General features: G+C 42.7%; 20 protein-coding genes. 14 read left to right on the plus strand and 6 right to left on the minus strand.

Annotated features, from left to right (window positions below):
* Positions 1-57: 57 nt before the first annotated feature.
* Positions 58-1,239 (minus strand): alpha-hydroxyketone-type quorum-sensing autoinducer synthase, encoded by a 1,182-nt coding sequence (gene cqsA, locus R7M92_RS04700; RefSeq protein WP_318132827.1) that lies wholly within the window; start codon positions 1,237-1,239, stop codon positions 58-60.
* Between the two features lie 336 nt (positions 1,240-1,575).
* On the minus strand, positions 1,576-2,520 hold the full coding sequence (gene ylqF / locus R7M92_RS04705) for a ribosome biogenesis GTPase YlqF (RefSeq protein ID WP_005376521.1): 945 nt from the start codon (positions 2,518-2,520) through the stop codon (positions 1,576-1,578).
* Positions 2,521-2,967: 447 nt separating this feature from the next.
* On the opposite strand from ylqF, the gene R7M92_RS04710 reads away from it, so the two are divergent.
* The 5 genes from R7M92_RS04710 (at position 2,968) to R7M92_RS04730 (ending at position 10,797) form a co-directional block, all read left to right on the plus strand.
* Positions 2,968-6,633 (plus strand): ATP-binding protein, encoded by a 3,666-nt coding sequence (locus tag R7M92_RS04710; RefSeq protein WP_318132829.1) that lies wholly within the window; start codon positions 2,968-2,970, stop codon positions 6,631-6,633.
* Positions 6,617-7,783, plus strand: a complete 1,167-nt coding sequence (locus tag R7M92_RS04715) for an EAL domain-containing response regulator (RefSeq protein ID WP_054576033.1) — start codon at positions 6,617-6,619, stop codon at positions 7,781-7,783. Before R7M92_RS04710 ends, R7M92_RS04715 begins: the two co-directional genes overlap by 17 nt.
* Positions 7,776-8,372 (plus strand): response regulator transcription factor, encoded by a 597-nt coding sequence (locus R7M92_RS04720; protein ID WP_017635347.1) that lies wholly within the window; start codon positions 7,776-7,778, stop codon positions 8,370-8,372. The genes R7M92_RS04715 and R7M92_RS04720 overlap by 8 nt, the downstream gene beginning before the upstream one ends.
* Before the next feature lie 9 nt (positions 8,373-8,381).
* The gene (locus tag R7M92_RS04725; RefSeq protein ID WP_005376517.1) at positions 8,382-9,752 is read left to right on the plus strand and encodes a GGDEF domain-containing protein; all 1,371 of its coding nucleotides are present in this window, start codon (positions 8,382-8,384) and stop codon (positions 9,750-9,752) included.
* A gap of 157 nt (positions 9,753-9,909) precedes the next feature.
* Positions 9,910-10,797 (plus strand): LysR family transcriptional regulator, encoded by an 888-nt coding sequence (locus tag R7M92_RS04730; protein WP_005376516.1) that lies wholly within the window; start codon positions 9,910-9,912, stop codon positions 10,795-10,797.
* On the opposite strand, the gene R7M92_RS04735 is transcribed toward R7M92_RS04730, so the two are convergent.
* A complete protein-coding gene (locus R7M92_RS04735) occupies positions 10,794-11,402 on the minus strand; it encodes a response regulator transcription factor (RefSeq protein ID WP_017821556.1) in 609 nt (202 codons plus the stop codon). The genes R7M92_RS04730 and R7M92_RS04735 overlap by 4 nt on opposite strands.
* A gap of 681 nt (positions 11,403-12,083) precedes the next feature.
* Between R7M92_RS04735 and R7M92_RS04740 the strand changes: the two genes are divergently transcribed.
* Positions 12,084-13,064, plus strand: coding sequence for a chemotaxis protein (locus R7M92_RS04740; RefSeq protein WP_025998672.1), 981 nt, complete (start codon positions 12,084-12,086; stop codon positions 13,062-13,064).
* Between the two features lie 49 nt (positions 13,065-13,113).
* Here R7M92_RS04740 and R7M92_RS04745 read toward each other — a convergent pair whose 3' ends face one another.
* Positions 13,114-13,644, minus strand: a complete 531-nt coding sequence (locus R7M92_RS04745; RefSeq protein ID WP_005376513.1) for a prepilin-type N-terminal cleavage/methylation domain-containing protein — start codon at positions 13,642-13,644, stop codon at positions 13,114-13,116.
* Positions 13,645-14,087: 443 nt separating this feature from the next.
* Here R7M92_RS04745 and R7M92_RS04750 point away from each other — a divergent pair, with 443 nt between their 5' ends.
* From R7M92_RS04750 to R7M92_RS04765, 4 genes are all read left to right on the plus strand, one after another.
* The gene (locus tag R7M92_RS04750; RefSeq protein ID WP_005376512.1) at positions 14,088-14,810 is read left to right on the plus strand and encodes a sulfite exporter TauE/SafE family protein; all 723 of its coding nucleotides are present in this window, start codon (positions 14,088-14,090) and stop codon (positions 14,808-14,810) included.
* Positions 14,811-14,912: 102 nt separating this feature from the next.
* Positions 14,913-15,818: an EamA family transporter RarD gene (gene rarD, locus R7M92_RS04755; RefSeq protein WP_031778926.1), complete on the plus strand. Its 906-nt coding sequence runs from the start codon at positions 14,913-14,915 to the stop codon at positions 15,816-15,818.
* 208 nt (positions 15,819-16,026) lie between these two features.
* Positions 16,027-16,413, plus strand: coding sequence for an MAPEG family protein (locus R7M92_RS04760; protein WP_005376510.1), 387 nt, complete (start codon positions 16,027-16,029; stop codon positions 16,411-16,413).
* Positions 16,407-16,940 (plus strand): hypothetical protein, encoded by a 534-nt coding sequence (locus tag R7M92_RS04765; RefSeq protein ID WP_033906497.1) that lies wholly within the window; start codon positions 16,407-16,409, stop codon positions 16,938-16,940. The genes R7M92_RS04760 and R7M92_RS04765 overlap by 7 nt, the downstream gene beginning before the upstream one ends.
* Before the next feature lie 284 nt (positions 16,941-17,224).
* Here the strand turns inward: R7M92_RS04765 and R7M92_RS04770 are convergent, their stop codons facing one another.
* Positions 17,225-18,589 (minus strand): endonuclease/exonuclease/phosphatase family protein, encoded by a 1,365-nt coding sequence (locus tag R7M92_RS04770; RefSeq protein ID WP_213872461.1) that lies wholly within the window; start codon positions 18,587-18,589, stop codon positions 17,225-17,227.
* 380 nt (positions 18,590-18,969) lie between these two features.
* Here R7M92_RS04770 and R7M92_RS04775 point away from each other — a divergent pair, with 380 nt between their 5' ends.
* A complete protein-coding gene (locus R7M92_RS04775; RefSeq protein WP_005376506.1) occupies positions 18,970-19,284 on the plus strand; it encodes a DMT family transporter in 315 nt (104 codons plus the stop codon).
* A gap of 79 nt (positions 19,285-19,363) precedes the next feature.
* Here the strand turns inward: R7M92_RS04775 and R7M92_RS04780 are convergent, their stop codons facing one another.
* The gene (locus R7M92_RS04780) at positions 19,364-20,269 is read right to left on the minus strand and encodes a DMT family transporter (RefSeq protein ID WP_033906499.1); all 906 of its coding nucleotides are present in this window, start codon (positions 20,267-20,269) and stop codon (positions 19,364-19,366) included.
* A 169-nt stretch (positions 20,270-20,438) separates the two neighbouring features.
* Here R7M92_RS04780 and R7M92_RS04785 point away from each other — a divergent pair, with 169 nt between their 5' ends.
* The 3 genes from R7M92_RS04785 (at position 20,439) to R7M92_RS04795 (ending at position 23,112) form a co-directional block, all read left to right on the plus strand.
* Positions 20,439-20,897, plus strand: a complete 459-nt coding sequence (locus R7M92_RS04785; protein WP_005376504.1) for an NUDIX hydrolase — start codon at positions 20,439-20,441, stop codon at positions 20,895-20,897.
* A gap of 104 nt (positions 20,898-21,001) precedes the next feature.
* The gene (locus R7M92_RS04790; RefSeq protein ID WP_318132832.1) at positions 21,002-21,574 is read left to right on the plus strand and encodes a GNAT family N-acetyltransferase; all 573 of its coding nucleotides are present in this window, start codon (positions 21,002-21,004) and stop codon (positions 21,572-21,574) included.
* Positions 21,575-21,699: 125 nt separating this feature from the next.
* Entirely contained in the window at positions 21,700-23,112 is a 1,413-nt protein-coding gene (locus R7M92_RS04795) for a coniferyl aldehyde dehydrogenase (protein ID WP_318132834.1), read from the plus strand.
* Positions 23,113-23,166 lie beyond the last annotated feature (54 nt).

Here is a 23,166-nt window from a genome sequence, read left to right on the forward strand (position 1 = left end):
CACGAATAAAGAGCTCAGCAAAACTGTTGAGCTCTTTAGTTTTATCTACACACTAACTTACACAAACTCTAAGTCAGGGTGTGCGAATGCTTGTTGGCAGACAGTGAGTACATGATCAACTTCAGCAGCTGTCATGTCGGCATTGACTGAAAAACGGATGATGTTTTTGTTCCTTCCAGTTGCAGGGCGGCAAAACACTGCGCCGTAAACATTTCGCTCTTCGAGAAAATCGCGGACTCGCTCAGTGTTTCTCTCGTTGCCGCATTCTAATGAGATAATTTGTGATTCACTGCGAATAGTAAATCCAATGCGTTTTAAACCAACGGCTAAAGACTTGGCTCTTTCAAACAGAATATCTCGCTTATCATCTGATTTTCTTATGACGTCTAGTGTTTTCTCTAGCCGAATGATCTCTTGCGGTAATACGGTAGAACTAAATATTGCAGGGTACGCCACAAACGGAAGCGTCTTCGCCAGTTTTTCTGGGCCTAAAATCGCGCCAGCACGATAAGCAAATGTCTTGGCAAGACTAACGGTAATAAAATCTACCTTATGAGTTAAGCCAAGACCCTGCAGTATCCCCGCACCTTGTGGACCGTGTGTACCTAAAGAGTGTGATTCATCTACAACCAGGCCGCAGTCAAACTCCTGTGCTATTTCGTAGATATCACGTAGAGGAGCGATGGTCCCGATAGTGCTGTAAACCGAATCCACAACAATGATCCCTGAACCGTGACGTGAAATCTGCTTTCTTAGGTGACTGGTGTTGTTATGCATGAACGGATGAATTTGTGCTCCGGCAATACGTGCGCCTTCCCACAAAGACATATGTGCAAAGAAATCAATGTACACAGGTATGTTCGGTGCACAAATAGTCTGCAATAAACCGACATTCGCAGCCCAACCAGATTGAGAAAGTAGACAACTAGGCATACCAACGAAACTGGCTAGTTGCGTTTCAAATGCAGGTTTCGATTCATCATCTTGTAAGAAAATCGCGGACATCACGACGTTGTCATCGTGCTGGGAAATCGCATCACGATGCGCACTTTGAATCTCCTTGTTATGAGACAGTGCAAGGTAATCATTGCTTTGCAGGACAACGGCATTACACGGTGGGCGTTTACCAAGAACAAGGTGTTTTTTGTTCTCATTCGGTTCGATTAGATCTTGAATATAAAAATCTAGGCGTTCCTCGATAAAGGAGGGAAGTGGTTTGCTTTGTATAGTTTCACTCATAATAAATCTCTTCTTCATATGGAAAAACGCCAGCGCTGACACTTATTCATATTGCGGATTTTGGGGAGAGTGTCACTAACCAGGTTGCATAAGTTTGCAGACCCTTGCAAACTCGACATTTGAGGGTTGGATGGTGGCTGTAACTCTATAGGGGCCCGGGGTCTAAACTAGTTTGTGCTTAAAGTTTATACGGCGATTTTGCGGTGTTTTTTCGTGCTTCATATCTGGATTTTGGATGAGGAATATAAAGTTTGAAAAGTGAAAAAAATGGGCGCATTAGATAACAAAAAAGGCGCGAAAATCGCGCCTTGAAACATGAGTAGATAAGAGACAAAATTATCGCTTATTACGTAAATAGCGCTTACGACGCTCTTCTTTACGCTTCGCTTTTTCTTCTTCTTTACGGGCGGTCTCAATCTCGACTTCAATCAGCTCTTGAGTGATCATTTCTGGGCGCTCTAATGTAATTTGGCCCAAAGTGCCTTGGCGAAGTTCGTGCAATAAGATCTCTGATACTTTGTGCAAGTCAACACGTCCACCTGCACGTAGTGCTCCGCGGCGACGACCAATTTCTTCCATGATCTCGATATCTGATTCTGGAAGCTCTTCAATTTGATAACGCTCTTTAAGCTTGTCTGCATAATGAGCTGCTAGGTATTCAATGGTATAGAATGCGACTTCGTCATATTCCATCGCTGTATCTTTTACCGCGCCGGTAGCCGCAAGGCGGAAGCCACTGTGTGGATTTTCCACTTTTGGCCATAAAATTCCTGGAGTATCAGATAATACGATGCCATTTTGCAGGTTGATACGTTGTTGACGACGTGTAACCGCGGGTTGGTTACCTGTTACAGCGATTGTTCGACCTGCGAGGGTGTTAATGATCGTCGACTTTCCAACGTTTGGGATGCCCATGATCATGGTGCGAATGTTTTTACCAATTTCTTCTCGGTGTGGTGCAAGTTTGCGGCAAAGCTCCATGATTCGATGCACTTCTTGTGGTTCAGAAGTCGTGATCGCCATTGCTTTTACATGTTGCTCTTGCTCCAAGTGCTCAATCCACAGTTGAGTTAATTCTGGATCGGCCAAATCACGTTTGTTCAAAACTTTAACGACAGGTTTGTCACCACGGATTTGAGAAATCAAAGGGTTTTCACTACTGAAAGGAATACGAGCATCCAGTACTTCGATGATCACATCCACTTGAGGGATTGCTTCTTCGATCTCTTTACGTGCTTTGTGCATGTGGCCAGGAAACCACTGGATTGAGTTATTAACCATTTGAATTTAATACCTTAATTTTTCTAATGCTCCAGCGGTTGTAAAAGTAGCAATGTGAATCTTGAGTGACACAATACTAGAACGCATTTTCTAAAACTGTGTTTACTTCAAGCTGCTCGAAACCGCGGAGTTGAGCTTTCTTTCATGTTAATACGTCAGTTTATCATGGAATGATGATGAATCATTCAAGATGAAAGTAAAAAGCTATGGCGTGCAAACCTAAAAGCACACATCCCTTATGTATACCGACTCGCAGTGAATATCCGTCTGGGTGAGAGACCGAACGCAAACGCTGTGTAGTCAAAGGTGGATTGTGTTGTCAGATTGTTCTGACGAATTTTGGTTTTTTACTTTTATATCAGAGTGTTATTTTTATTTCACTATTGAGCTAAGTTTGACTTTTATCTGACAAAAACTAGTCTGAGCTTCCATTCAGAGGAAGCAGTCATGCTCAGTATTCTTAGAAGTATTACGGTATCGTCCGTCGCCTTAATTTTTTTAGCGAGTTCTTTTTGCTCAACTGCCAAACAGAGTCCTAAACCGAAGGTCATCGTTGGTGTTATTGCGCAAGACGAAGCTAAAGACTCGTTTGACGGTAGCGTTGGTCCTTCGTACGGAATTAGTCTTGAGTATTTGTCTAACATTACTAAAGCTTTGGATTATGAGTTAGAACTTCGGACTTACAAGCATATTCCGTCTTTACTTGCGGATGTCGAAAGCAAGAAGATTGATGGTGCGGTTGGATTTAGTAAAACAGCAGCAAGAGAAAAGCGTTTCTTGTTTTCGATGCCTTTCTTTTCGAGCACTATCGCTGTTTGGTATCGGAATGCCACTTACCGAGATAGTGATGCGCGTGATCTTAAATGGGTGTGTGTTGAGGGCAGTGTGTATTGTGACAACCTCACTGAACGTGGTATCGATAAGATACATTATGTTAAAACACGTTTAGAGGCGTTTAATGAAGTTAAGCGAGGTAAAGCGAACGCGCTGATTTACACTTATGTTGGTATTACCCAATATTTGGATTTGAATGACATTGTAAAAGGGGTTGTCGATATTCCCAGTTGGTTGAAAAACGAAGAGGTGAGTTTTATCGCTTCGTTGGACAAACAGAGTCTGATCGATGACATCAACAAAATCCTTCAGTGGGAGCAAAATGGAAAAAACATTCGCTCCGTCGCCTCGAAAAATCCTTACCATATCAGTGATAAGTTATTGGTAGATTACCGACGTAATCATCAAAACAAACTAGTGATAACTTACAGCAGCAGTGACGAAGCTTATCCGTTTCTCTACCGAGATTCGCAAACGGGCGAGTTAGATGGCTTCTTTCCAGATTTTGTCGACTTATTGCAGTCTCGTACTGGCTTGAGCTTTAAGTATGTGAAGCCGACGTCGAGCCTTTCAAATGGATTAACGGCATTTGATGCCGATATAGTCCCCATCTCTTATGTGGGTGAGCTACCTAAGTCAGATTGGTTGTTCACTAAACCATTCATGCACAGTAATTACGTGGCTATCCAAGCGGAGCAGAGCAAGCGCGATAAATCTGCACTGAAAGAAGCGGGTATTCTGCTCACTTTGAAAAAGCAAGGGTTAGTTCATTTGGGCACTTGGCAGCAAGGCCAAGTTGATCATTATGATGATTTGAAAAAGCTGCTTACCGATTTGAAATCGGGCGTTTTGGATGTGGCTTACATTCCTGACGACATCGTTCACAACATGATTGCACAAGATCAAGTCGATGGCTTGGTGATCAATGCGGAGGACGTTTTGACGTTCTCTAATGCATTTGCGGTTGCAAACCACAATACACAACTTCAACACATGTTGAACAGCATCATCGAAACCATTGATTCTAACGAGATCGAAAAACTGCTGCGTTCTCACCGAAGCTTCAAACTGACTTATGGCTATGACGCGGAGCAGATCGCTACATTTGTTGTTGCTGGTTCATTCATATTCTGTCTCATGTTAATTGCGGCGTATTTCATCTTATCTCACATGCGACTTAAAGTGAGGTTAGCCGAATTTAATGCTGACAATGAGGAAGCGGAAAAGCAATGGCTGATGGACATCATCAAAGAGATCAATAGCTTGGTTTTTATCCATAGTGAAAATAACCATATGGAGATGAGCAATTGTGCCAACTACAACAGTAAACAGTGCCAACAATGTAAGTTGAAAAGTGATTCTGCGCACGCTCCTCTGGTGAATAATTTTGATGAACTGACCACTGTTATCGCTGGAAAGCGTATTTCAGAAGAGGTTGCCTCGTCGGGCTGTGAACTTGATATTAAACATGTATATCGAGAACGCAAAGTCATCGCTTCTCCTAGCGGTAAGAACAAGTTTGTACTGACTGTTATTCAAGATATTACCCAGCAAAAAGAACGTGAGCAGGCGTTAATCGATGCGCAAAAAGAAGCGCAAACCGCGGTACGTGCGCGCGAAAACTTTTTGGCAACCATGAGTCACGAATTAAGAACGCCATTGTCGGCAGCACACGGCATCCTCGATTTGCTAAATCGCCAAGTGACGGCAGATTCAAATCGCGAGTTAATTGCCCAAGCCATACGCTCGCTCAATCATTTGAATACGCTAGTAGACGAAGTACTGGATTATTCAAAGTTAGAAGCAGGGCACTTAACCGTCGCCCCAGTTAAGACTGACTTGCTTAAAACCTTGTGCGATGTGTTTCGAAGCTTTGAACCACGAGCGCTCGCGAAAGGTTTGGATTACAAAGTGACAATCAAACCATTTTCGAATGCTTTCATTGAAATCGACGCGCTGCGATTGGTGCAAATTACCACCAATCTACTCTCCAATGCGGTGAAATTCACTGCGGAAGGCGAGGTTGGAATCAGTGTCATTCTTCATGAAAAGCAGCTTATCTTGAAAGTGGCAGATTCAGGTATCGGCATGACGGATGACCAACTCGAAGGCATTCTCAATCCTTTTGTTCAAGCGGATGACACTATTACGCGTAAATATGGCGGTACTGGATTGGGGCTAAGCATTGTTGACCGATTGATCGACTGCATGGGCGGCGTGCTCTGCATCGATTCACAATTTGGCTTGGGCACGACGATTACCGTCAGACTGCCAATTGAGCATTGCGACTCTGAGCCAGACGTTTGTTTGAACTGGACGTATAGCGAGAGCTTACCACTTAATGTTCGCCAGTGGTGTGACGCGTGGAAAATGCGTCCAGCGACGTTAAAAACAATGGTGGCGAACCTTCACCCTATACACGACAGCGATGCCAGTTTTAATGGCCTAATGCTGTGTGACGAACAAAGGGTACTTGGCAGTCTTACGCTAAGAGAGATTCAATATCCAGATACATTGTTCAATTTGCTCAGCCAAACGCAGCAAGAAACCAAGCTTAGTGACGTAAATCAAGAAGTGGTTTCTTGGGTTCTCGGCACGGTACTGGTCGCAGAAGATAATCCCATTAACCAAAGTGTGATAGCAATGCAGCTTCATGAACTTGGAATCGAACCTGTCATTGTGAATAACGGCCGCGAAGCATGGGAATACATCAACCAAGATGAAAACATTGTGTTGCTGCTGACCGATTTTCATATGCCAGAAATGGATGGCTATGAGCTTGTTAGGCTCGTGAAAAACTCCGAATTTAAAGCAATTCCAATCATCGGTGTGACAGCAGAAGATGCTCGTCTTACCATTGAACGTACACAGGATATCGGCATTGATGATGTGCTCTACAAGCCCTATGACCTTAATCAATTAAAAACCGTTTTGATTCCATTTATTGGCGAAAAAGAGAGGGGTAGGCTGCCCGGCTGGATTAAACGGTTCAAAGCACAGGACGCAAAAGAGATTGCGCGCGTGTTTAGTCAATCAATGTCTACAGATATAAAAAACTTAAACGCCGCATCGACTGAGCGAGACAAAAAACGGGTCATTCATGGCATCAAAGGAGCGGTTGGGGCGATAGGGGTAAGCATGCTGGCTGAGCTTTGTATTGAGGCAGAACGAGTTACTGCTGCGGAGTTTGACAGGCGAACAGCGGAGCTAATTTTACGAATCGAGCAGGAGATCGAAAACATAAACTATTGGGTAGAGACAAATGAATACACAATTTAATGTGATGGTGATTGATGACCATCCGCTACAAACCACAATACTTACGCAAATATTGGAACGCTATTGCGCGCAAGTCATCCCTTTTAACTGTGTGGATGCCGCTATTCAGAGTGTGCAGGAACAATATTTTGACGTGATTTTTTGTGATATCCAAATGCCCGGAAAAGACGGCATCGATATGATGGAAATGCTCGATAAAGTCCAGTACCAGGGGCAAGTTGTACTGGTCAGTGCAATGGAATTGACCATTATTTCTGCGGTAAGAGCCATGTGCGAGGGATTTAGTTTTGAAGTATTAGGGAAGCTGCCTAAGCCATACGATGAAAATGAAGTCGTTGATTTGTTGGGTAAAATAAAAGATGAAAAAGCGAAACAAGTCAGCTTTGCGCAACCTATTGAAGTGGAAGATCAAGAATTCCTGTTTGCTCTGGCTGAAGGGCGCGTGAAAAATTATTACCAGCCTTTAGTCGATGTGCAAAGTGGGGAAGTGCTTGGGTATGAAGCGCTCGCGCGTTGGAATCATCCTATTTATGGTGTGTTACCCCCTCATTATTTTTTGCCAATTGTAGAGCGTTGCCGCCTTTCTGGAGAGTTGTTTCAAGCTGTATTGAGTAATGTTATCTATGACATGAAACACCGCGGATTGACGCAAAACGTATCCATCAATGTAGACCATGAAAATTTAGAAGATACGGCGTTCTCTCATTACTTTTTACAGCAATGTTTAGAGAGCGAGATTGACCCATCACAAATCACCATTGAAATTACAGAGCGAGATACATTTCAGACTAGCGCGTCCCTGTACAAGAATTTACTCAAGTTGAGGATGAACGGTGTCACTGTCTCAATAGATGATTTTGGCACGGGGTCATCGACGTTTGAAAAACTGGCTCAACTGCCATTCAACGAGTTAAAAATCGATCGTTCGTTTGTACAAGGTGTCGAATGCGACATCAAAAAACGCAACATCGTTGTTGCTATTTGCGCGTTAGCGAAAAGTTTGAATATACGACTGGTCGCGGAAGGTATTGAAGACGAAGTCACACTGCAAGCGATACGTGAGTATGGGATTGATCTTTGCCAAGGCTTCTACATTGATAAACCCATGCCACTAGAAGCCATAACCATACTAAATGAAAGATATGAATAAATTGAATTACTTGATCTTTGACGATCATCCTCTCGTTTGTGTTGCAATCAAGTCGTTGTTGGAAGAGTTAGGGAAAACAAATGGGGTATTTACTGCAACATCAGCGAAGATGGCATTACAAATATTGAAAAAGGAAGAAATTCAACTGTTGATCTTAGATGTGAACTTGGCAGATTGCGATGGGTTTGATTTCTACAAACGTATCAAATCCCATGGTTATGAAGGCAAAGTCATTTTCTTCTCCGCTGAAACTAGCCAAATGTACAGCCAAATGGCTTTTCGTTCTGGCGCTGATGGCTATGTGTGTAAATCGGAAAATCACGACATTCTTAAAGACGCGATAGAAGCGGTAGAGAAGGGGTATACCTTCTTCAAATTTAAGCAAGTTGTTAACAGCGTTCGAGAAATGCCACAACTTTCAAGCAGAGAAAGTGCAGTAATGAAGTATTTACTACAAGGAAAGTCCAATAGAGAAATCGCTTCAGTGCTATCAATAAGTGACAAAACAGTCAGCACATACAAACGTCGTCTATTGGATAAATTTAACGTAAAGAACATTGTTGAGCTAACAAGAGTGGCGGGGGCGTAAGACCGCATCATGACACTTAAAAGTATCGCGTTGTCTCTTTTCATCGCAACATTACTATTCGTCACTTCTGTCACAATGATTGGTGCGGTGTTAATTTCTTATGAAGTAAAGCAGTTCAACACTTACGCGAATAATTTAGCCAAAATAAAACAAAAAGTAATTCTCATGGGGCTATTGACGGAAGCGCAGCTCGAGCAATACAAAGGCATGAGCGTGAGTGAAGTAGAAGCGCAAACAGAGCTGAGCTTTCAAGATGCGATTTACTCCCTGTCACCTTATGAAAAACTCAATTACGTTGAAGCTGTTGCACGGAAATCGCTTCATCAGGCTGAAGCGTATTTATCAAATGCGTTCAATCGACAAAATGCCGTTATGTATTTTCGTTCTTATACTGGAAACAAACTCATCTTAGAGAGACCGATTGAAGCGCTAGAGGGAGTGAAAGCCACATTTGATGTTGATTGGTGTAAAAGTAACTATTCTTGTGTGTTAGCCGCGTGGAAAGAGCAACTAACGGACCGGGTATTGTTTTCCCTACCATTTAAAACGACATACTCCGATGACATGGCGATAAGCATCATGAGTCCGGTTTACTTTCAAGGTGAGTTAGTGGGAGAGTTCTCGGAACAATTATACCTCTCGCCGCTTTATAATGATGGGAAAGCGGTGGATGTTCAAATAGCGAATGGGAACAAACAAATGGTGATTTATTTCGCTGGCTACCCCTTTCCATCATTCGCGTACACCCAATCATATGTCGCAGACAACAACAATCTTATCGTTTACATGTACCCATTCAGTAAAATTGTATTGGATTACGTGTTCTTGTTTATCATCTTCTTTTTCGTAACCTTAGCGTATTACAACAAAGCTTATGAATCTAAAGAGAGCAAACTTCGCCTCGCGAAAGCACTGACGAACGTGACGAAAGATGATTTAACGGGATTGTTTAACCGCAGAGTCTTTCAAGATAGCGAATTCAAACGTCGTTTGGAAACCGCGCCATATTCCGTCATTGCAATAGATGGCGATAGGATCAAGAGAATCAATGACCATTACGGTCACCATGTAGGGGACGAAGTTATTGGGATTATTGCTGATGCTATGTCTAAAGTGTTTCGAAATAGTGATTATCTAGTTCGAACTGGTGGTGATGAGTTTGTTGCGATTCTGCCAGGTTGCAGTATCAGCCAATCTTCAATATTGGCGAAGAAGCTTCGTAGTGTCGTTAAAGATAACCGACTAAAGACCTTGGATATCGAAGTTAGTGTGAGTACTGGTATCGCGGCGAATGAATTACACGAAACCCTTCAGGACGTTATTGTACGTGCAGATGAAGATCTCTATGAGATGAAAAAACACAGACAAAAGTCCCATTAAGCAGCGCTAGTATTGACTCAATGTTAAGTTACGGAACATAACCATGACATAACTGTTTGATTAATTTGACCAAACAGAATGAGTGGTCTTTTATATTAGAGCAGTCAACAAATAGTGATTGCTCTATTTATTCTCGACCTTACATTTGGTGTCGCACGTGAACAAAGATCTCGACTTAAACTTACTTAAAATACTTGTCTTACTGGATAAGCACCGTCAGCTCAAGCCCGTTGCGAAAGCGATGGGGAAGAGCGAAGCGTCAATTAGCAAATACCTTGCCCGATTGCGACTCCAGCTAAACGATGAATTGTTTATTCGGCATCCTCACCACATGGAACCGACGGACTATTTAAAACGTCAATTACCTAAAATTTCCGATGCACTCGAGAAGCTTGAAACTTGTCTAATTAGAGATGAGTTTGAACCGGAAAATTACGAAAAAGACATCACCATTTGTTTGCCGCAAACCGCTCAATACTCATTTGGGCATTTACTTGCAATGGATTTAATGGCGCTGTTTCCCAAGGCGCACATTTCGATAGCAACGATTACAGAGTATACGATAGAAGAGATAATCCTAGGCAAAGTGGATGCGCAGTTACATTACTTCAACGAGGATGTTCCGAAATCTGTTTATCAGAAGTTCATCGGCTATGCGCCTGCTGTGGTAGTTGTCCCTGAAGAGCTGGGAATTGCCACCCTGGAAGAAGCGGCCAAACTTCCCTTTATCATGTTAGAGATTATCGGTTGGAAAGAGAAAGAGCAGCTCGTTAAGCGTGCAATGGAAAGCCACGGTATGGTCATCAACCGTATTGCGGCTCTAGACAACGTAAGCAGCGTATTGAAGCTAATTAAGCAAAAAAGCGCCGCAACCGTGTTACTTGAATATCAGGCGCCAATTGATGGATATAAATTTATAAGAGTGCCAGAGCATTTTTACCCAGATGGCTGGCCAAAAGTGGTTGTACAGGTGAAGCAAAGCTTAAGACATGATGCAATGCACCAGTTGTTAATCGGTGCTATTGCAAAATACATGAGCGCTTAGCGGCAAAACTCAATGTTTTCTGACTGAGGAATAGTATGCAGAAGTTCAATCAACGTGTCCGCATGGTACTTTTTCAGAATACGCGTTTTGTAGGTGCTGATTGTTTTAGCGCTGAGTGAAAGTTGTTCAGAAATCTTCTTATTTGAGTAGCCTTGTACAAGATAATGGAACACCATGGCTTCGCGATTTGAAAGTGTTACGTTACCCGACGATGGTGTGTGAGTCGACTTAAACATTGAGTAACCGCGTGAAACACTCACGATTGCGTCAATAATGGTCTCTCTTGTTTCATGTTTGCTTAAGAAGCCATTTGCGCCCATTTCGTACGCTGCTTTAGAAAGACTCGAGTAGTCGCGTGAAGAAACAAATAACAGTCGGCCACGATATCCCGTCGCTAAAATGTTTTTGGCTAAACGCATACCATCGCGGTCGCCAAGCACTACGTCTAGAATAATCAAATCAATCTTTTGGCCTCGAACAAGATCCATCACTTCCGCACTGTCAGTGGTTTGAATCACTTCAGCTGCGTTGATTACAGATTCAACTAGAGAAGCAAGTGCTTCGCTATACAATGGTTGAGCGTCGATAATAAGAACATTATTCAAAGTTAACCTCACCTAATACATCAACTAGTGTGCTGTCAGGCGACAGCGCAATTGGATGAATAAGATTGTAGGAAAAACCTTGCTAAGAGGAAGGAAAATGACTCTTTCCAAAAGTGAAAATCAGTGTCTTGATTATGGGAATAGCGATGTCAGGTATTGAAATACCTAGTGATAGGATGATTGCTTAAAACTTACGCTGACAGAAAACTAACAAACTGAAAGTGTTCTTTCAGTGTTCTATGCCTTCAGATTTTCTTGCGATGCCTCTAGCGCTTCGATTTAAACCCGTGTTCACAAGCGCAGTTTTATACCATGCCACTTGAAGAGAGCTTGTTCTACACCAGGCATGAGCACGCTAGCCAACTTTGCACTGATATCTGTTGGATAGGTTTGGCTATTGACGCTGAACATCACTTCAAATTATTTCTAAACTTTTCATTGACTCGGCCGCTAAAAGTGGAGGTGTTAATTCGCACTTTGGCCACTCATAATGTCGTGTTCAAAAATGAGACAATTTTACATGGTTTGGTATGGAAATGTGCGTTAGCCGTCCTTTTGATGGTTTACAAATTTTGTTGTAACGACTAAAAAGGACTTTTGGATTTTTAGCCAGAGAACGGCTTCTCATGGCGTTTGCATCAAACTTTTCTGATGCGTATTTTTGGTTGGATAATTGGCTTTATGAGTAACGTAACCAGCACCATTTTGACAGAAAGTGGTACCAATGAGCTTGAAATCATCGAGTTTCATTTAGAAAAAACATTGCCAGATGGCAGCACAAAAACTTGTTATTACGGCATTAACGTTGCGAAAGTACGAGAAGTGATTCGCGTGCCAGAAACAACCGATTATCCAAACGCACAACCTCATATGATTGGTGTGTTCTCATCCAGAGATGTACTGACGCCTTTAGTGGATTTAGCTGGTTGGTTAGGTGTGCCAACACGACAAGATCTGGAGCGCAAGTTTGTAATCGTTACGGATTTCAACAAAATGACCAATGGCTTCTTAATTGACAGCATTTCGCGTATTCATCGTATCTCTTGGAATGATGTGGAATCACCAAGTCAGTTTTTGGAAGCGGGCGAACAAGATTGTGTAGTAGCCGTTGTCCGTAAAGAAGGCAACCTGATCATGATTCTCGACTTTGAAAAAATCATCGCAGACATCAACCCAGAACTGAGTATGGAAAAATACGATGTGAAAGGGGACAAGTCGGTGGATCTCAACCAGAGAATGGTCGGTAAGCGTAATGCTAAAACGATCATGGTGGTGGATGACTCAGCATTTATTCGCTCTTTGATCCAAGATACATTAGCTTCTTCAGGCTACAATGTGATCACATGTAAAGACGGTGGTGAGGCGCATGAGAAGTTGATGAGCTTGATCGAGGTTGCGAAAGAAGAAAACTTGCCAGTTAAAGAGCTATTAGATGCGGTGGTTACGGACGTAGAAATGCCTCGAATGGATGGTATGCACTTAGTGAAGAGACTACGCGATACCGAAGCGTTTCATGAAATGCCGATCATTATGTTCTCGTCATTGATGAGTGAGGATAACCGAGCGAAAGCACTATCTCTTGGCGCAAATGATACGATTACCAAGCCAGAGATTGGCCGCATGGTGAATATGATGGATAAATACGTGTTTAACTTTGCGTAAAAAACCGATCAGATGAAACAAATAAGGCTGCCGATTGGCAGCCTTATTTTTATTGAGGGCAGGGAAGAATATCTAAGGTGTAACTCTCGTTTGGAGTCTGCGGTGGCCCATATAAAATTCCGCATTGTGTAAGGCTAGCTCTTTTTTCGTCGGCTGCAGCAATGACCATTTCGCGAGTTGTTGAACCAGCCGGGTGATGAAATGTTTTCCAATCCGAGTCTTCTTCGTTCAGTCCTTGCACGAGTAACTTCATCGATTCGCTATCAGAATCAGGATATCCATATAAAAAAACACAGCGCTTTGAACCACCAATATTACAGCCGTCAAATGGTAAATCTGCCATTAAAGCACTGTCTACGAAGTTTGAAACGTAAGGCTTGCTTTCCAATCCCGCAATCGCCATTTTCCCATAACCGACGCCTAATGCTGACGCAATAGCGCCTTTCATTCCTTCCAAACGTGCTTCACGTGCATCACTTTGAAGGTTTAAAAAGCGTGGCGCGGCAGTGACAGCAAGAATACCGAGCACGACAATAACTACGACTAACTCTATTAGAGTAAATCCCGTTTGTTTTTTCATATTATTTTCACAGCAAGTTAAAGGTAGAAAAACACTGACCGTACACTTGTTATTGTGTAAATAAGTACGGTAATGACAAATCGATCAATAGTATAAAGAGGTGAGTTGTAAAGTGCTATACCGACGCCGCACTAATTGACTGAATCCATTAAATGCAATGGAGAATTCATGGGTCTAATTCTGCTAGATTTTAAGAGGTCATTAATTCCGCTGAAGAAATGCTGCGTGAACAGGCGAGCATGAATCCTCTTCGATGTAAGCAAACATGTACATCAGCGGAATGAAATACAAAATGCAAATGAGGGCGAACCGCACAAATGGATTGTCTTTTTATTCACTTTGATGAATGCTACGCGGAATTCATATCGCAGTATGCCTGAGGTATTCATCATGCGAATGTGCTTTGGTTTTGTGTTTATTTTTCAAATATAAGAATAATCTAAATGGAATTCGATTCGATAAACTTCCTTGCAATAGGTTTGATATTTCTTGGCTCTTATGTCCAGACCGCAATCGGTTTTGGCTTGGCTATTGTTGCCGCACCTTTACTGATTCTTTGGGCGCCAGAATATGTTCCTGCGCCAATCTGTTTAGTCGCGTTATTTATTTCGTTGATGAATGCGATGAAGCACCGCAGTAGTGTTGAAATCGGCGGCTTAAAGATGGCGTTGATTGGGCGAGTGCCGGGATCAATTGCTGGTGGCTTGCTACTCTTTTTTGTATCTACACAAACTCTCACGCTTTGGATTGGTTTGTTGGTGCTGTTTGCAGTCGTGGTGAGTGTTTTACCGTTTCGGGTTGAGCCTACGCCTTCGCGTATGACATGTGCTGGTTTCTTTTCTGGGTTGTTTGGTACCAGTTCTGCGATTGGAGGCCCTCCGATGGCGTTATTGTTGCAGCATCAAGAAGCAAATCAGTTACGCGGCAACTTATCGGCTTTTTTTGTTTTCAGTTCGATTATTTCACTAATAGTACAAATCCCAGTGGGCTTCTTCACATTGCATCATTTGGTCATTACTATTCCTCTATTACCTGCTGCGGCGCTTGGTTACTGGCTAGCAATGAAAACTACCCAGTCGTTACCAAAAGAAAAGATTCGGTTTGGGGCACTTGTGTTGTGTTTTGTGAGTGGCTTTACTGCCGTCGTACAAGCGTTGAGCCAATAATGCCATCTGCATCATAAAGCCACTGCGGGATTGCATTCCTTTTTATGTAAGGCGGACTTGTTTACTTACGCCAAATTGGTCGTTTAGATGGGCGATAGTTTTATGAATAACACTCGTTATGGCACTTTTATGGCAGCATTCTCCTTTGTGATCTGGGGATTGCTACCAATTTATTATCGTTATTTACCAAATGCTTCTATGGATGAGTTGCTAGCATGGCGAATCATTGGGTCTGTACCTGTCGGGTTTCTAATTGTACTTGGGATAACCCGTCGAGGGCTGAATTGGAAAGAAATCTGGCTTGATAAAAAATCCTTGTGGTACACGTTTGTGGCGAGCAGTTTGATGTGTATTTCTTGGAGTGCGTTCACTTGGGCTTTGACCCATCATCGGGTCATCGATGCCAGCTTAGGCTTCTTTATTGGACCATTAGTATCTGTTGCGCTGGGCGTATTTATTCTTGGGGATAGGCTCTCAAAAGGCAAACTTATTGCAATAGTGTTGGCAACAATTGGTGTTATGTATCAAGTGATTCACTATGGTCAGCTACCCGTTATCGCACTAACGATGGGGTTGTTCTTTGCTTTGTATGGGCTGTACAAGAAGAAGATAAATTATGACTGGAGTACAACCTTGTTTGTTGAGGCGTTGTTACTGACTCCAGTTGCACTCGCCTATTTGCTCTATAAACAATGGGCAACTGGTGAACTGGCTTCGGGCACAGATACCACAACATTGCTTTTGTATTTTGGCAGTGCACCTATCACACTTTTACCACTCGTATTTTATTCTATCGCAATACGTATAACTAATTTATCAACCGTCGGTCTAATGCAATACATCGAGCCAAGCTTGCAGTTTGTGTTGGCAGTTATGTTTTTTGGCGAGTTGTTTGACGAAGTGAAAGCGGTGACCTTTGCATTTATTTGGGTAGGGCTGTTGTTCACAATTTTTGAAAGTATTATCAAAGGGCATCGGCGCAAAAAGCTGGTCAAACACCCCTTATAGTGGTTTCAATATTCTCACATATTAGCTTCTTTATTCTTATGCCCTCATTCGAGGGCATTTTTAATACCATAAAGCATTGGCTTTCGTTTTTTGCCCGAATAGAAATCATAACTTGAGATTATTTGACGCATTATCATAATGATACCGCTATAGTTATAGCCAAGTGACACGCTTATATAAGTGAAAACCAGATCAAGAAGGACGACATATGATCACAGCTCTGTATGCCAACATTCTCGCAATACTCATTATTTGGTTGGCTGTTCAAGTAATTAAGCAACGTCGCTTAAATCAAATTGCTTATGCCGATGGTGGGGTAGAGGCTCTACAAATTGCTCGTAGTGCCCAGAGTAATGCGACAGAATATATCCCCATCACCCTGATTTTAATGGCACTTTTAGAATTTAATAGTGCTTACCCAACATGGATACATCTCACCGGTATTATTTTTGTAATTGGTCGAGTTATTCATGCTAAAGGCATATTGAAAAAAGACTTGAAAAAGCGCATTAGAGGGATGCAGGTGACATTTCTGGTGATACTTTCATTGGTTGTGTTAAATATGATTTACCTGCCATACGATAAGTTATGGTAAGTCTGCGACGTTACATTCCACCACCTTGGGTACTCGTTCTGATTGGATTAGTACTGAATATTGGCGCGATCATCGTTACTAGCTTAGTCCTTGATAAGTTGGGTAAACAGCACTCGCAGCTCGCAGAGCAAACAGCAGAAAACTTGTATTCCATCCAACTCGCATGGAACAGTGTGGAAACCCTAGAAAGGAAAAGAGAAGCTTTACTGCTGCATGTGCACATAAGTCAGAGCGTAGCGATACCTTTAGAGCTAGAAGAGGTATTAGCAGGGCATTTATCTTCTTGGGTTCTCAACGAGTCGGATGAAATAAAAATTGATCAACTTCCTCAACTGATGTCAAAGATAAATCAGGCACAAGCTTCGTATAGAGACCGCATCGATAATTACTACATTGAGAATGTAGAGCTCAATGAGGTAATGGCAAAGCAGGATGAAAAGATCGCTTGGTACAAGAATATCGGACTCTTCTTGCAAGTATTCGGACTTGCGTTAATCCTTGCACGCGACTTAGCTAGGAAGCAATAAAAGCAAGAGCTAAAGATCAGGTTTATTGCGAAATGCCAATGATAGTTTGCAAATTGCAATTTATTCGGTGAGCAAACAGTAGCTATTGGTTAAGTTTTAATGAAAGTGATTAAATAACAACCTGTTTTTGTGCGCTGAAAAGTTGGCACGCCTCATGCTTTAGTATGAGTGACCCTTTCTAAGCCGAGGGTCACCTAGCCAACTGACGTTGTTAGTGAACCATCTTGTTCACAAATATATACAGCCAATCACGACTCCTTGTGGTTGGCTTTTTTTTATGCAGTCTAGAACTGTGCTTTAATCCAGATCATGCGATGGTCGGAAGATACATCCTTACCATCACCATACTTACCGATACGTGCATCGTTAAATAGTTTACGGCCTTCTTCATAAGACGCTGACCAGTACACACCAGAGTCTATTACATTCAAATTTGCTGAAGGCAAGGCATAGTCTACCCCTAAGCCAAACGTTGAAGTGATGCGATTCGGATATGGGTGAGTTGAACTGCGGTCAACAGCGTGTTCAGCTGCACCAAAGCTTGTTGGGTAAAGCTCACCATTCATCACGGTTTGGTTAACCAATGGATCGTTGTGTAGCTCTTGCATTACAGAGCTAATACCGTCACCAGCAACTGGATCAAGGTTTTGATCACCCATCATTACGAATTTAGCGCCGTTCGTTAAGCCACCTGTTTTACCCGCATCGTCGTAAAAATAGTCTTTGCCTTGAATGTAATGATGCCAAAACTCCACTTCTGCTGCGTTTTGCGCTTTGTTTTTACCGGTGTCGAATACTGGTGGAGTAGGATGAGACATCAACAAGTGTACAACTTCCTCGCCATTGCGAGTTGGAATGATGATTGGCGCGTCGACGTGATTTTTCGAAGATAGACGCACTTGATCCCATTCTTCCGCTGAGTACCATTCATCACCACACTTCATGCCGTCTGGAATCTTTTGCGAACCGTCACAGATAGTAATGGTTGGAATTTTCGCACCTTCCATATCTTTCCATTTAAATGCTTGGAATGTACGTGTGTTTGCCGTGTCAATTTTATACTTAGACATAAGGGCAAATGCATATTGACCATGGTACATGCCAAAGCCCCATGCATCACCTGGCATTTGACCTGCGGTTCCGTTGTTGTCGAGATCAAACTCACTCAACAACCCTGTATTGGTTGAATAAGATTCAGCATAAGGGTATTCAATAGGCTCAAGGTTTGCTTCACCGCCCGCGCCATCGATACTTTGCGCGACAGACAAGTAGTTCTTCTGGAATCCTTCAATGGCTGCTTTGTTTTCACCTGTTCCATCGTTGTTGTATTCCGCCATCATGAGAACATCAGGACGATTCTTTTGAATGATTGCTGCAACGTTACGAATTTGAATGACTTTTTCCGCAGTGGTTTTGTCTTCGGCTGCGATTGAACCGTCTAAATAAGAGGTGACCAACGCAGTTTGCTGCGTTGGTTCAATTTGCATTTCACCTACCAAAGTTTCGAAGGTAGCGCGGTCAAAAGAGAGGTTGTAAGTCGCTATTTTTACTTCTTTAGGTTGAACATTGACGTATTCAGTATCGTCATTACATCCAGATAGTAGAGCGGCGCCAACAAGGACAGCGATAGAGGTTTTGATTGCTTTCATGGGTACGTCATACCTTATAATTAATTCGGCTGAATATTAAAGTCATCAGTCATTGTTTTAAGCGATATTAGTCACACAAACGTTTTCATATTTACATGTTCAATTAGTTTTTGTGTGATTTGTGCAATAAATGCAACACTTTCAACACCAGAAGGTTATATGTAAATTGTTAAAAAACGGTGTCGTTATTGATGCGAAATAGAGAGTCCGCCACCGTTAAAAAGAAAAGCGTAGAATTTAAGCGTGCATGAGATGTTTGAGTTGTATGCTTATCGCCGTGTTTAAATTTCCGTATATAATAAGTAGTCAATCAGAAGTGAGGACGACCTCACCGCTCTATCTTTTCTCGGGGACGACCCCATCTCGTTGGGAAATGTGACATGGCTTGGGGAATTCTCTTCATTGCGGGCTTGTGTGAAATCGCATGGGCTGTCGGTCTTAAGTATTCACAAGGGTTTACCAAATTCGGTGCTTCGGCATTCACTATTGTCTTTATGTTATTGAGCTTTTGGTTGCTTGGCATTGCGTTAAGAACCTTGCCTTTAGGCATTGCTTATGGCGTATGGGTAGGGATTGGCGCAATAGGCACGGCAGTCGTGAGCATTTATCTGTTCAATGAGCCAGCAACACTTATCAAAGCCTTAAGCTTGCTAATGATTGTCGCTGGTATCGCAGGGTTAAAAATATCAGCTTAACGTTAGGCTAAACACAAAACAGCCAGAGTCATTCTGGCTGTTTTTCTAAATGTCGTGTTTACGGTTCTAGGTAGGTATATCAAGCGTTGCGCTTAACAAAAGGTAACCGTAAGTGATGACCAAACGCATTAATTAATGCGCCTGTAACAATCAGACCGCCACCGACGTACGTCCAAATGATCGGAACCTCGCCAAAGAAAATGATGCCCAACAACACAGAAAATACGATCTGAATATACGAATAAGCGGAGGCTTTACCCGCTTGTTGAGTTTGCATCGCTTTGGTTAACCCCAATTGCCCAATTTGGGTAAAGACACCAACTAGAACCAACATGAAAGTCAGATATAGATCGGGCATTACAAAATCGTCGCCAATCAGTAAGAGTGAAGCGGGGAGAGCAACCAACGGGAAATAGAAAATGATCACTGAGCTGTCTTCTGTCTGACTCAGTTTTCTGACAATGACGTAGGCAATTGAGCTACCAAATGCGCCTAAGATCGCAATCATGACGCTAAACATTGGTAAAGCGCTATCTGAGCCTTGCCCAGTTTCTGGGCTTACCATGATATAGATGCCGAGTAAGCACAACGCAATACAAAGGAAAGTTGACGGCTGGATGCGCTCTTTCAAGAAAAATACGGCGAGTAGTGCAGTAAATACCGGATGAATATATTGGAATATCGTCGCTTCTGCCAAAGGTAAGGTGGTCACTGAATAATATACACACATCAGAGCCATCGTACCCACAGCACCGCGTGCAAATAGTAATGGCTTATTATTGCCCCATACAGAAATTCGTTTTCGCTTTACATCGAAATAACTAATGATAAGTGAAACGAGCGCTCTTGCTGCAACGATTTCAAAAACGGGGATACCGTAGTTGCCGACGTGCTTTACTGTAGCCGACATCAGAGCAAAGCCGAACGCGGAAAGCACCATAAAGCGCACACCGATGGGAATCATAGTGTTGAATGAATTGGACATTTTACTGCTCATTTGTTGCGACAGATCTCACTTTAGCATACTTAGTTAGCGATTAAATCCTCTCAACTCAAACACTTCTGTCGACAAGATGAATAAACAGTAGAATACGTAGCAATTAATCTGCCTCTCTTCAGCGTAACAATAAAAACTCGATATTTAAGGAGCTTACATGATCCCGATAAAAGCAACGCATGTTTCAGGCGTTGTCATTTCAAAAATTGATGGCATAGAAAAAATGCTGTTACTCAAACGCGTAAAAGGTGGCTATTGGTGCCATGTTGCAGGTGGTATCGAAGCGGGTGAAGCCGGGTGGCAAACCATTTTAAGAGAGTTAAAAGAAGAGACACTAATTGACCAAGTTGAGTTACATACAGCAGACTTTCTAGAGCAGTTCTACGAAGCAAAAAATAACCGTATCATGGTTATCCCATGTTTTGTGCTATTTTGTCCGCCTAACCAATCAGTTGTTCTTAACGAAGAGCATACAGAGTATCGCTGGTGTACGCTTGAAGAAGCTAAGCAGCTGGCTCCGTTTGCCAATCAGCATCACCTCTATGAACATGTATGGAAGCATTATGTAGATGTGGCATCACTAACGCCATTTACGCTGATCGATCAAAAGGGCTAAATGAACGGCAACGGCTTTGATTAGTTTTTATAGAGAGGTTTGTTCTCATAAAATGAAGCGTTAGGATTTGCGCTGAGCGTTCACAATAAAAAGGAATAACATCTATGGATGAAGTCACATGCCAAGAGACGTATCAAGGAAATCACTTACAGAAGCGTTTTTCCGTCTCGCAAAGGATCTCAATTGAGCCCCTCAACACGAAACACGCGTCCGCTTTACTAGAGGTTGTGAACACTCACCGAGAGAGCCTTGAGGGTTATCTACCTTGGACGGATTCTGTCACGAATCATAGAGAGGCTGTGAACTACATTTCCCAGCGAGTGAACAGTAACGCGCTGGATTCCCACTGGTGCGCAATTTATTTTGATGAGCAACTTACGGGTGTTATTGGCATTAAAGGTGTGGATTCACATACACGTGTTACTGAAATTGGCTACTGGCTTGCCAACAATGGGCGAGGCCATCGTGTGATTGATCAAGTACTCGCAGTATTGATCCCTTTTTTGAAGAAGAAAGGGCACGCACAATTCATTCAGTTCCATTGTATGGAAGATAACATCGCTAGCATCAATATTGCTGCGCGTGCAGGCGCCACATTAAAAGAATACGTTGATCATGAGTTCGATATGCTTGACCGCTCTCAACGACTAGGCATTTATGAACTACGTTTGACGTAGTATCCACCCTAGAGATATTTTAATCAGAGTTCGAACTCTAACTTCACGAGCGCTACAATAGTAACATTGTTGCGCTCGTGTTAACTTGGGGCGTCATTGGTAGAAACTAGGTTAGGAGAAGCATCATGAACGCAATCACAGAGGTTGAAGTAGATAACTTGTTACAGCAAAGCCTCGAACGCTTAAAAGCGGCATATGCAGCCGAACCTTATCCTAGTGTGGATGAACGTAAACAGCGCCTCGTTTTGTTAAAAAAATCGCTGCTTGAGAACAAACAAGCTCTGGTTGAAGCGTTAAGTGACGATTTTGGCTATCGCTCAGAATTTGATACCGCTATGACCGACGTTTTGCCAACGGTCTCGCATATTAATTATACCCTCAAGCGACTAAAAAAATGGTGCAAACCCAGCAAGCGCGAATCCGGCTTATTGCTTGCACCTTCTAAAGTCACCGTTCAGTATCAACCGTTAGGTGTCGTCGGGATCATTTCACCGTGGAACTTTCCTGTGATTTTGAGCCTTGCGCCTTTAGTGACAGCATTGGCTGCTGGCAACCGCGTGATGATGAAGCTCAGCGAATTTACGCCAAAAACCAATAAAGTCATCATCGATATTTGCCGTGGGTTGTCTGAGTATGTCGAAGTTTTTGAGGGTGAAGCAGACGTCGCACAAGCATTCAGCCAACTGCCATTCGATCACCTTTTGTTCACGGGTTCTACGAGTGTTGGTCGCGCAGTGGCAAAAGCGGCAGCGGAAAACCTTACCCCGGTGACGTTAGAGTTGGGTGGAAAGTCCCCGGTGATCATTGCAAAAGATGCAGACATGAAGAAAGCCGTTGATGCTATCTTGTTTGGTAAAAGCATTAATGCAGGCCAGATTTGTGTCGCGCCTGACTACGCATTTGTACCGCAAGAACGTGTCGAAGAGTTCATTTCGCTATTCTTAAAACGTTTTGAAAAGCTCTATTTAAAATCCAACAAGAATCAAAAGCTGACCCATATTGTCAACCAACGACAATATGATCGTTTGACTGCGCTACTTGAGGATGCAAAAGCGCAAGGTGCTAACCTTCACACTGTTGAGGCGTCGCCCCAAGAGGAACGACTTCTGTATCCTCATTTGGTCACGGATGTGTCGCCGAATATGCGAATCATGCAAGAGGAGATCTTCGGGCCATTTCTACCTGTTAAGCCCTACAATGCCGTTGATGAAGCGATTGACTACATTAATCAGCACCAAAGACCACTTGCGCTGTATGTTATGTCGGACGACAAATCGACCATCAAACATATTGTACGCAACACCCACAGTGGTGGCGTCGGCGTTAATGATACGGTTTTACATGTTGGCGCTGAAGATGCGCCTTTTGGTGGCGTTGGTGAATCGGGTATTGGGCATTATCACGGAGAGGAAGGATTCAGAACTTTTAGTCATGCGAAAACCATTCTTCACACACCGAAATGGTTGCCAAGAACGAGCGTATTAATGCGCCGTAGGGCTATGGCGATAAAAGCGATCCAAAAGATCTTTGTTCGATAATAATTATGATTTGATTGATAAAAAACCGCCCGAATAGGCGGTTTTTTGTTTCTA

The sequence above is a fragment of the Vibrio sp. Vb2880 genome (assembly GCF_033337975.1).
Taxonomy (GTDB): Bacteria; Pseudomonadota; Gammaproteobacteria; order Enterobacterales; family Vibrionaceae; genus Vibrio; species Vibrio alginolyticus.

Coding starts and splice junctions, on each gene's coding strand:
- R7M92_RS04750 (WP_005376512.1), top strand. CDS start 14,088: ATGGAATTCGATTCGATAAACTTCCTTGCAATAGGTTTGATATTTCTT.
- R7M92_RS04765 (WP_033906497.1), top strand. CDS start 16,407: ATGGTAAGTCTGCGACGTTACATTCCACCACCTTGGGTACTCGTTCTG.
- R7M92_RS04790 (WP_318132832.1), top strand. CDS start 21,002: ATGGATGAAGTCACATGCCAAGAGACGTATCAAGGAAATCACTTACAG.
- R7M92_RS04775 (WP_005376506.1), top strand. CDS start 18,970: ATGGCTTGGGGAATTCTCTTCATTGCGGGCTTGTGTGAAATCGCATGG.
- ylqF (WP_005376521.1), bottom strand. CDS start 2,520: ATGGTTAATAACTCAATCCAGTGGTTTCCTGGCCACATGCACAAAGCA.
- R7M92_RS04760 (WP_005376510.1), top strand. CDS start 16,027: ATGATCACAGCTCTGTATGCCAACATTCTCGCAATACTCATTATTTGG.
- R7M92_RS04770 (WP_213872461.1), bottom strand. CDS start 18,589: ATGAAAGCAATCAAAACCTCTATCGCTGTCCTTGTTGGCGCCGCTCTA.
- rarD (WP_031778926.1), top strand. CDS start 14,913: ATGAATAACACTCGTTATGGCACTTTTATGGCAGCATTCTCCTTTGTG.
- R7M92_RS04785 (WP_005376504.1), top strand. CDS start 20,439: ATGATCCCGATAAAAGCAACGCATGTTTCAGGCGTTGTCATTTCAAAA.
- R7M92_RS04710 (WP_318132829.1), top strand. CDS start 2,968: ATGCTCAGTATTCTTAGAAGTATTACGGTATCGTCCGTCGCCTTAATT.
- R7M92_RS04725 (WP_005376517.1), top strand. CDS start 8,382: ATGACACTTAAAAGTATCGCGTTGTCTCTTTTCATCGCAACATTACTA.
- R7M92_RS04720 (WP_017635347.1), top strand. CDS start 7,776: ATGAATAAATTGAATTACTTGATCTTTGACGATCATCCTCTCGTTTGT.
- R7M92_RS04745 (WP_005376513.1), bottom strand. CDS start 13,644: ATGAAAAAACAAACGGGATTTACTCTAATAGAGTTAGTCGTAGTTATT.
- R7M92_RS04795 (WP_318132834.1), top strand. CDS start 21,700: ATGAACGCAATCACAGAGGTTGAAGTAGATAACTTGTTACAGCAAAGC.
- R7M92_RS04780 (WP_033906499.1), bottom strand. CDS start 20,269: ATGTCCAATTCATTCAACACTATGATTCCCATCGGTGTGCGCTTTATG.
- R7M92_RS04715 (WP_054576033.1), top strand. CDS start 6,617: ATGAATACACAATTTAATGTGATGGTGATTGATGACCATCCGCTACAA.
- cqsA (WP_318132827.1), bottom strand. CDS start 1,239: ATGAGTGAAACTATACAAAGCAAACCACTTCCCTCCTTTATCGAGGAA.
- R7M92_RS04740 (WP_025998672.1), top strand. CDS start 12,084: ATGAGTAACGTAACCAGCACCATTTTGACAGAAAGTGGTACCAATGAG.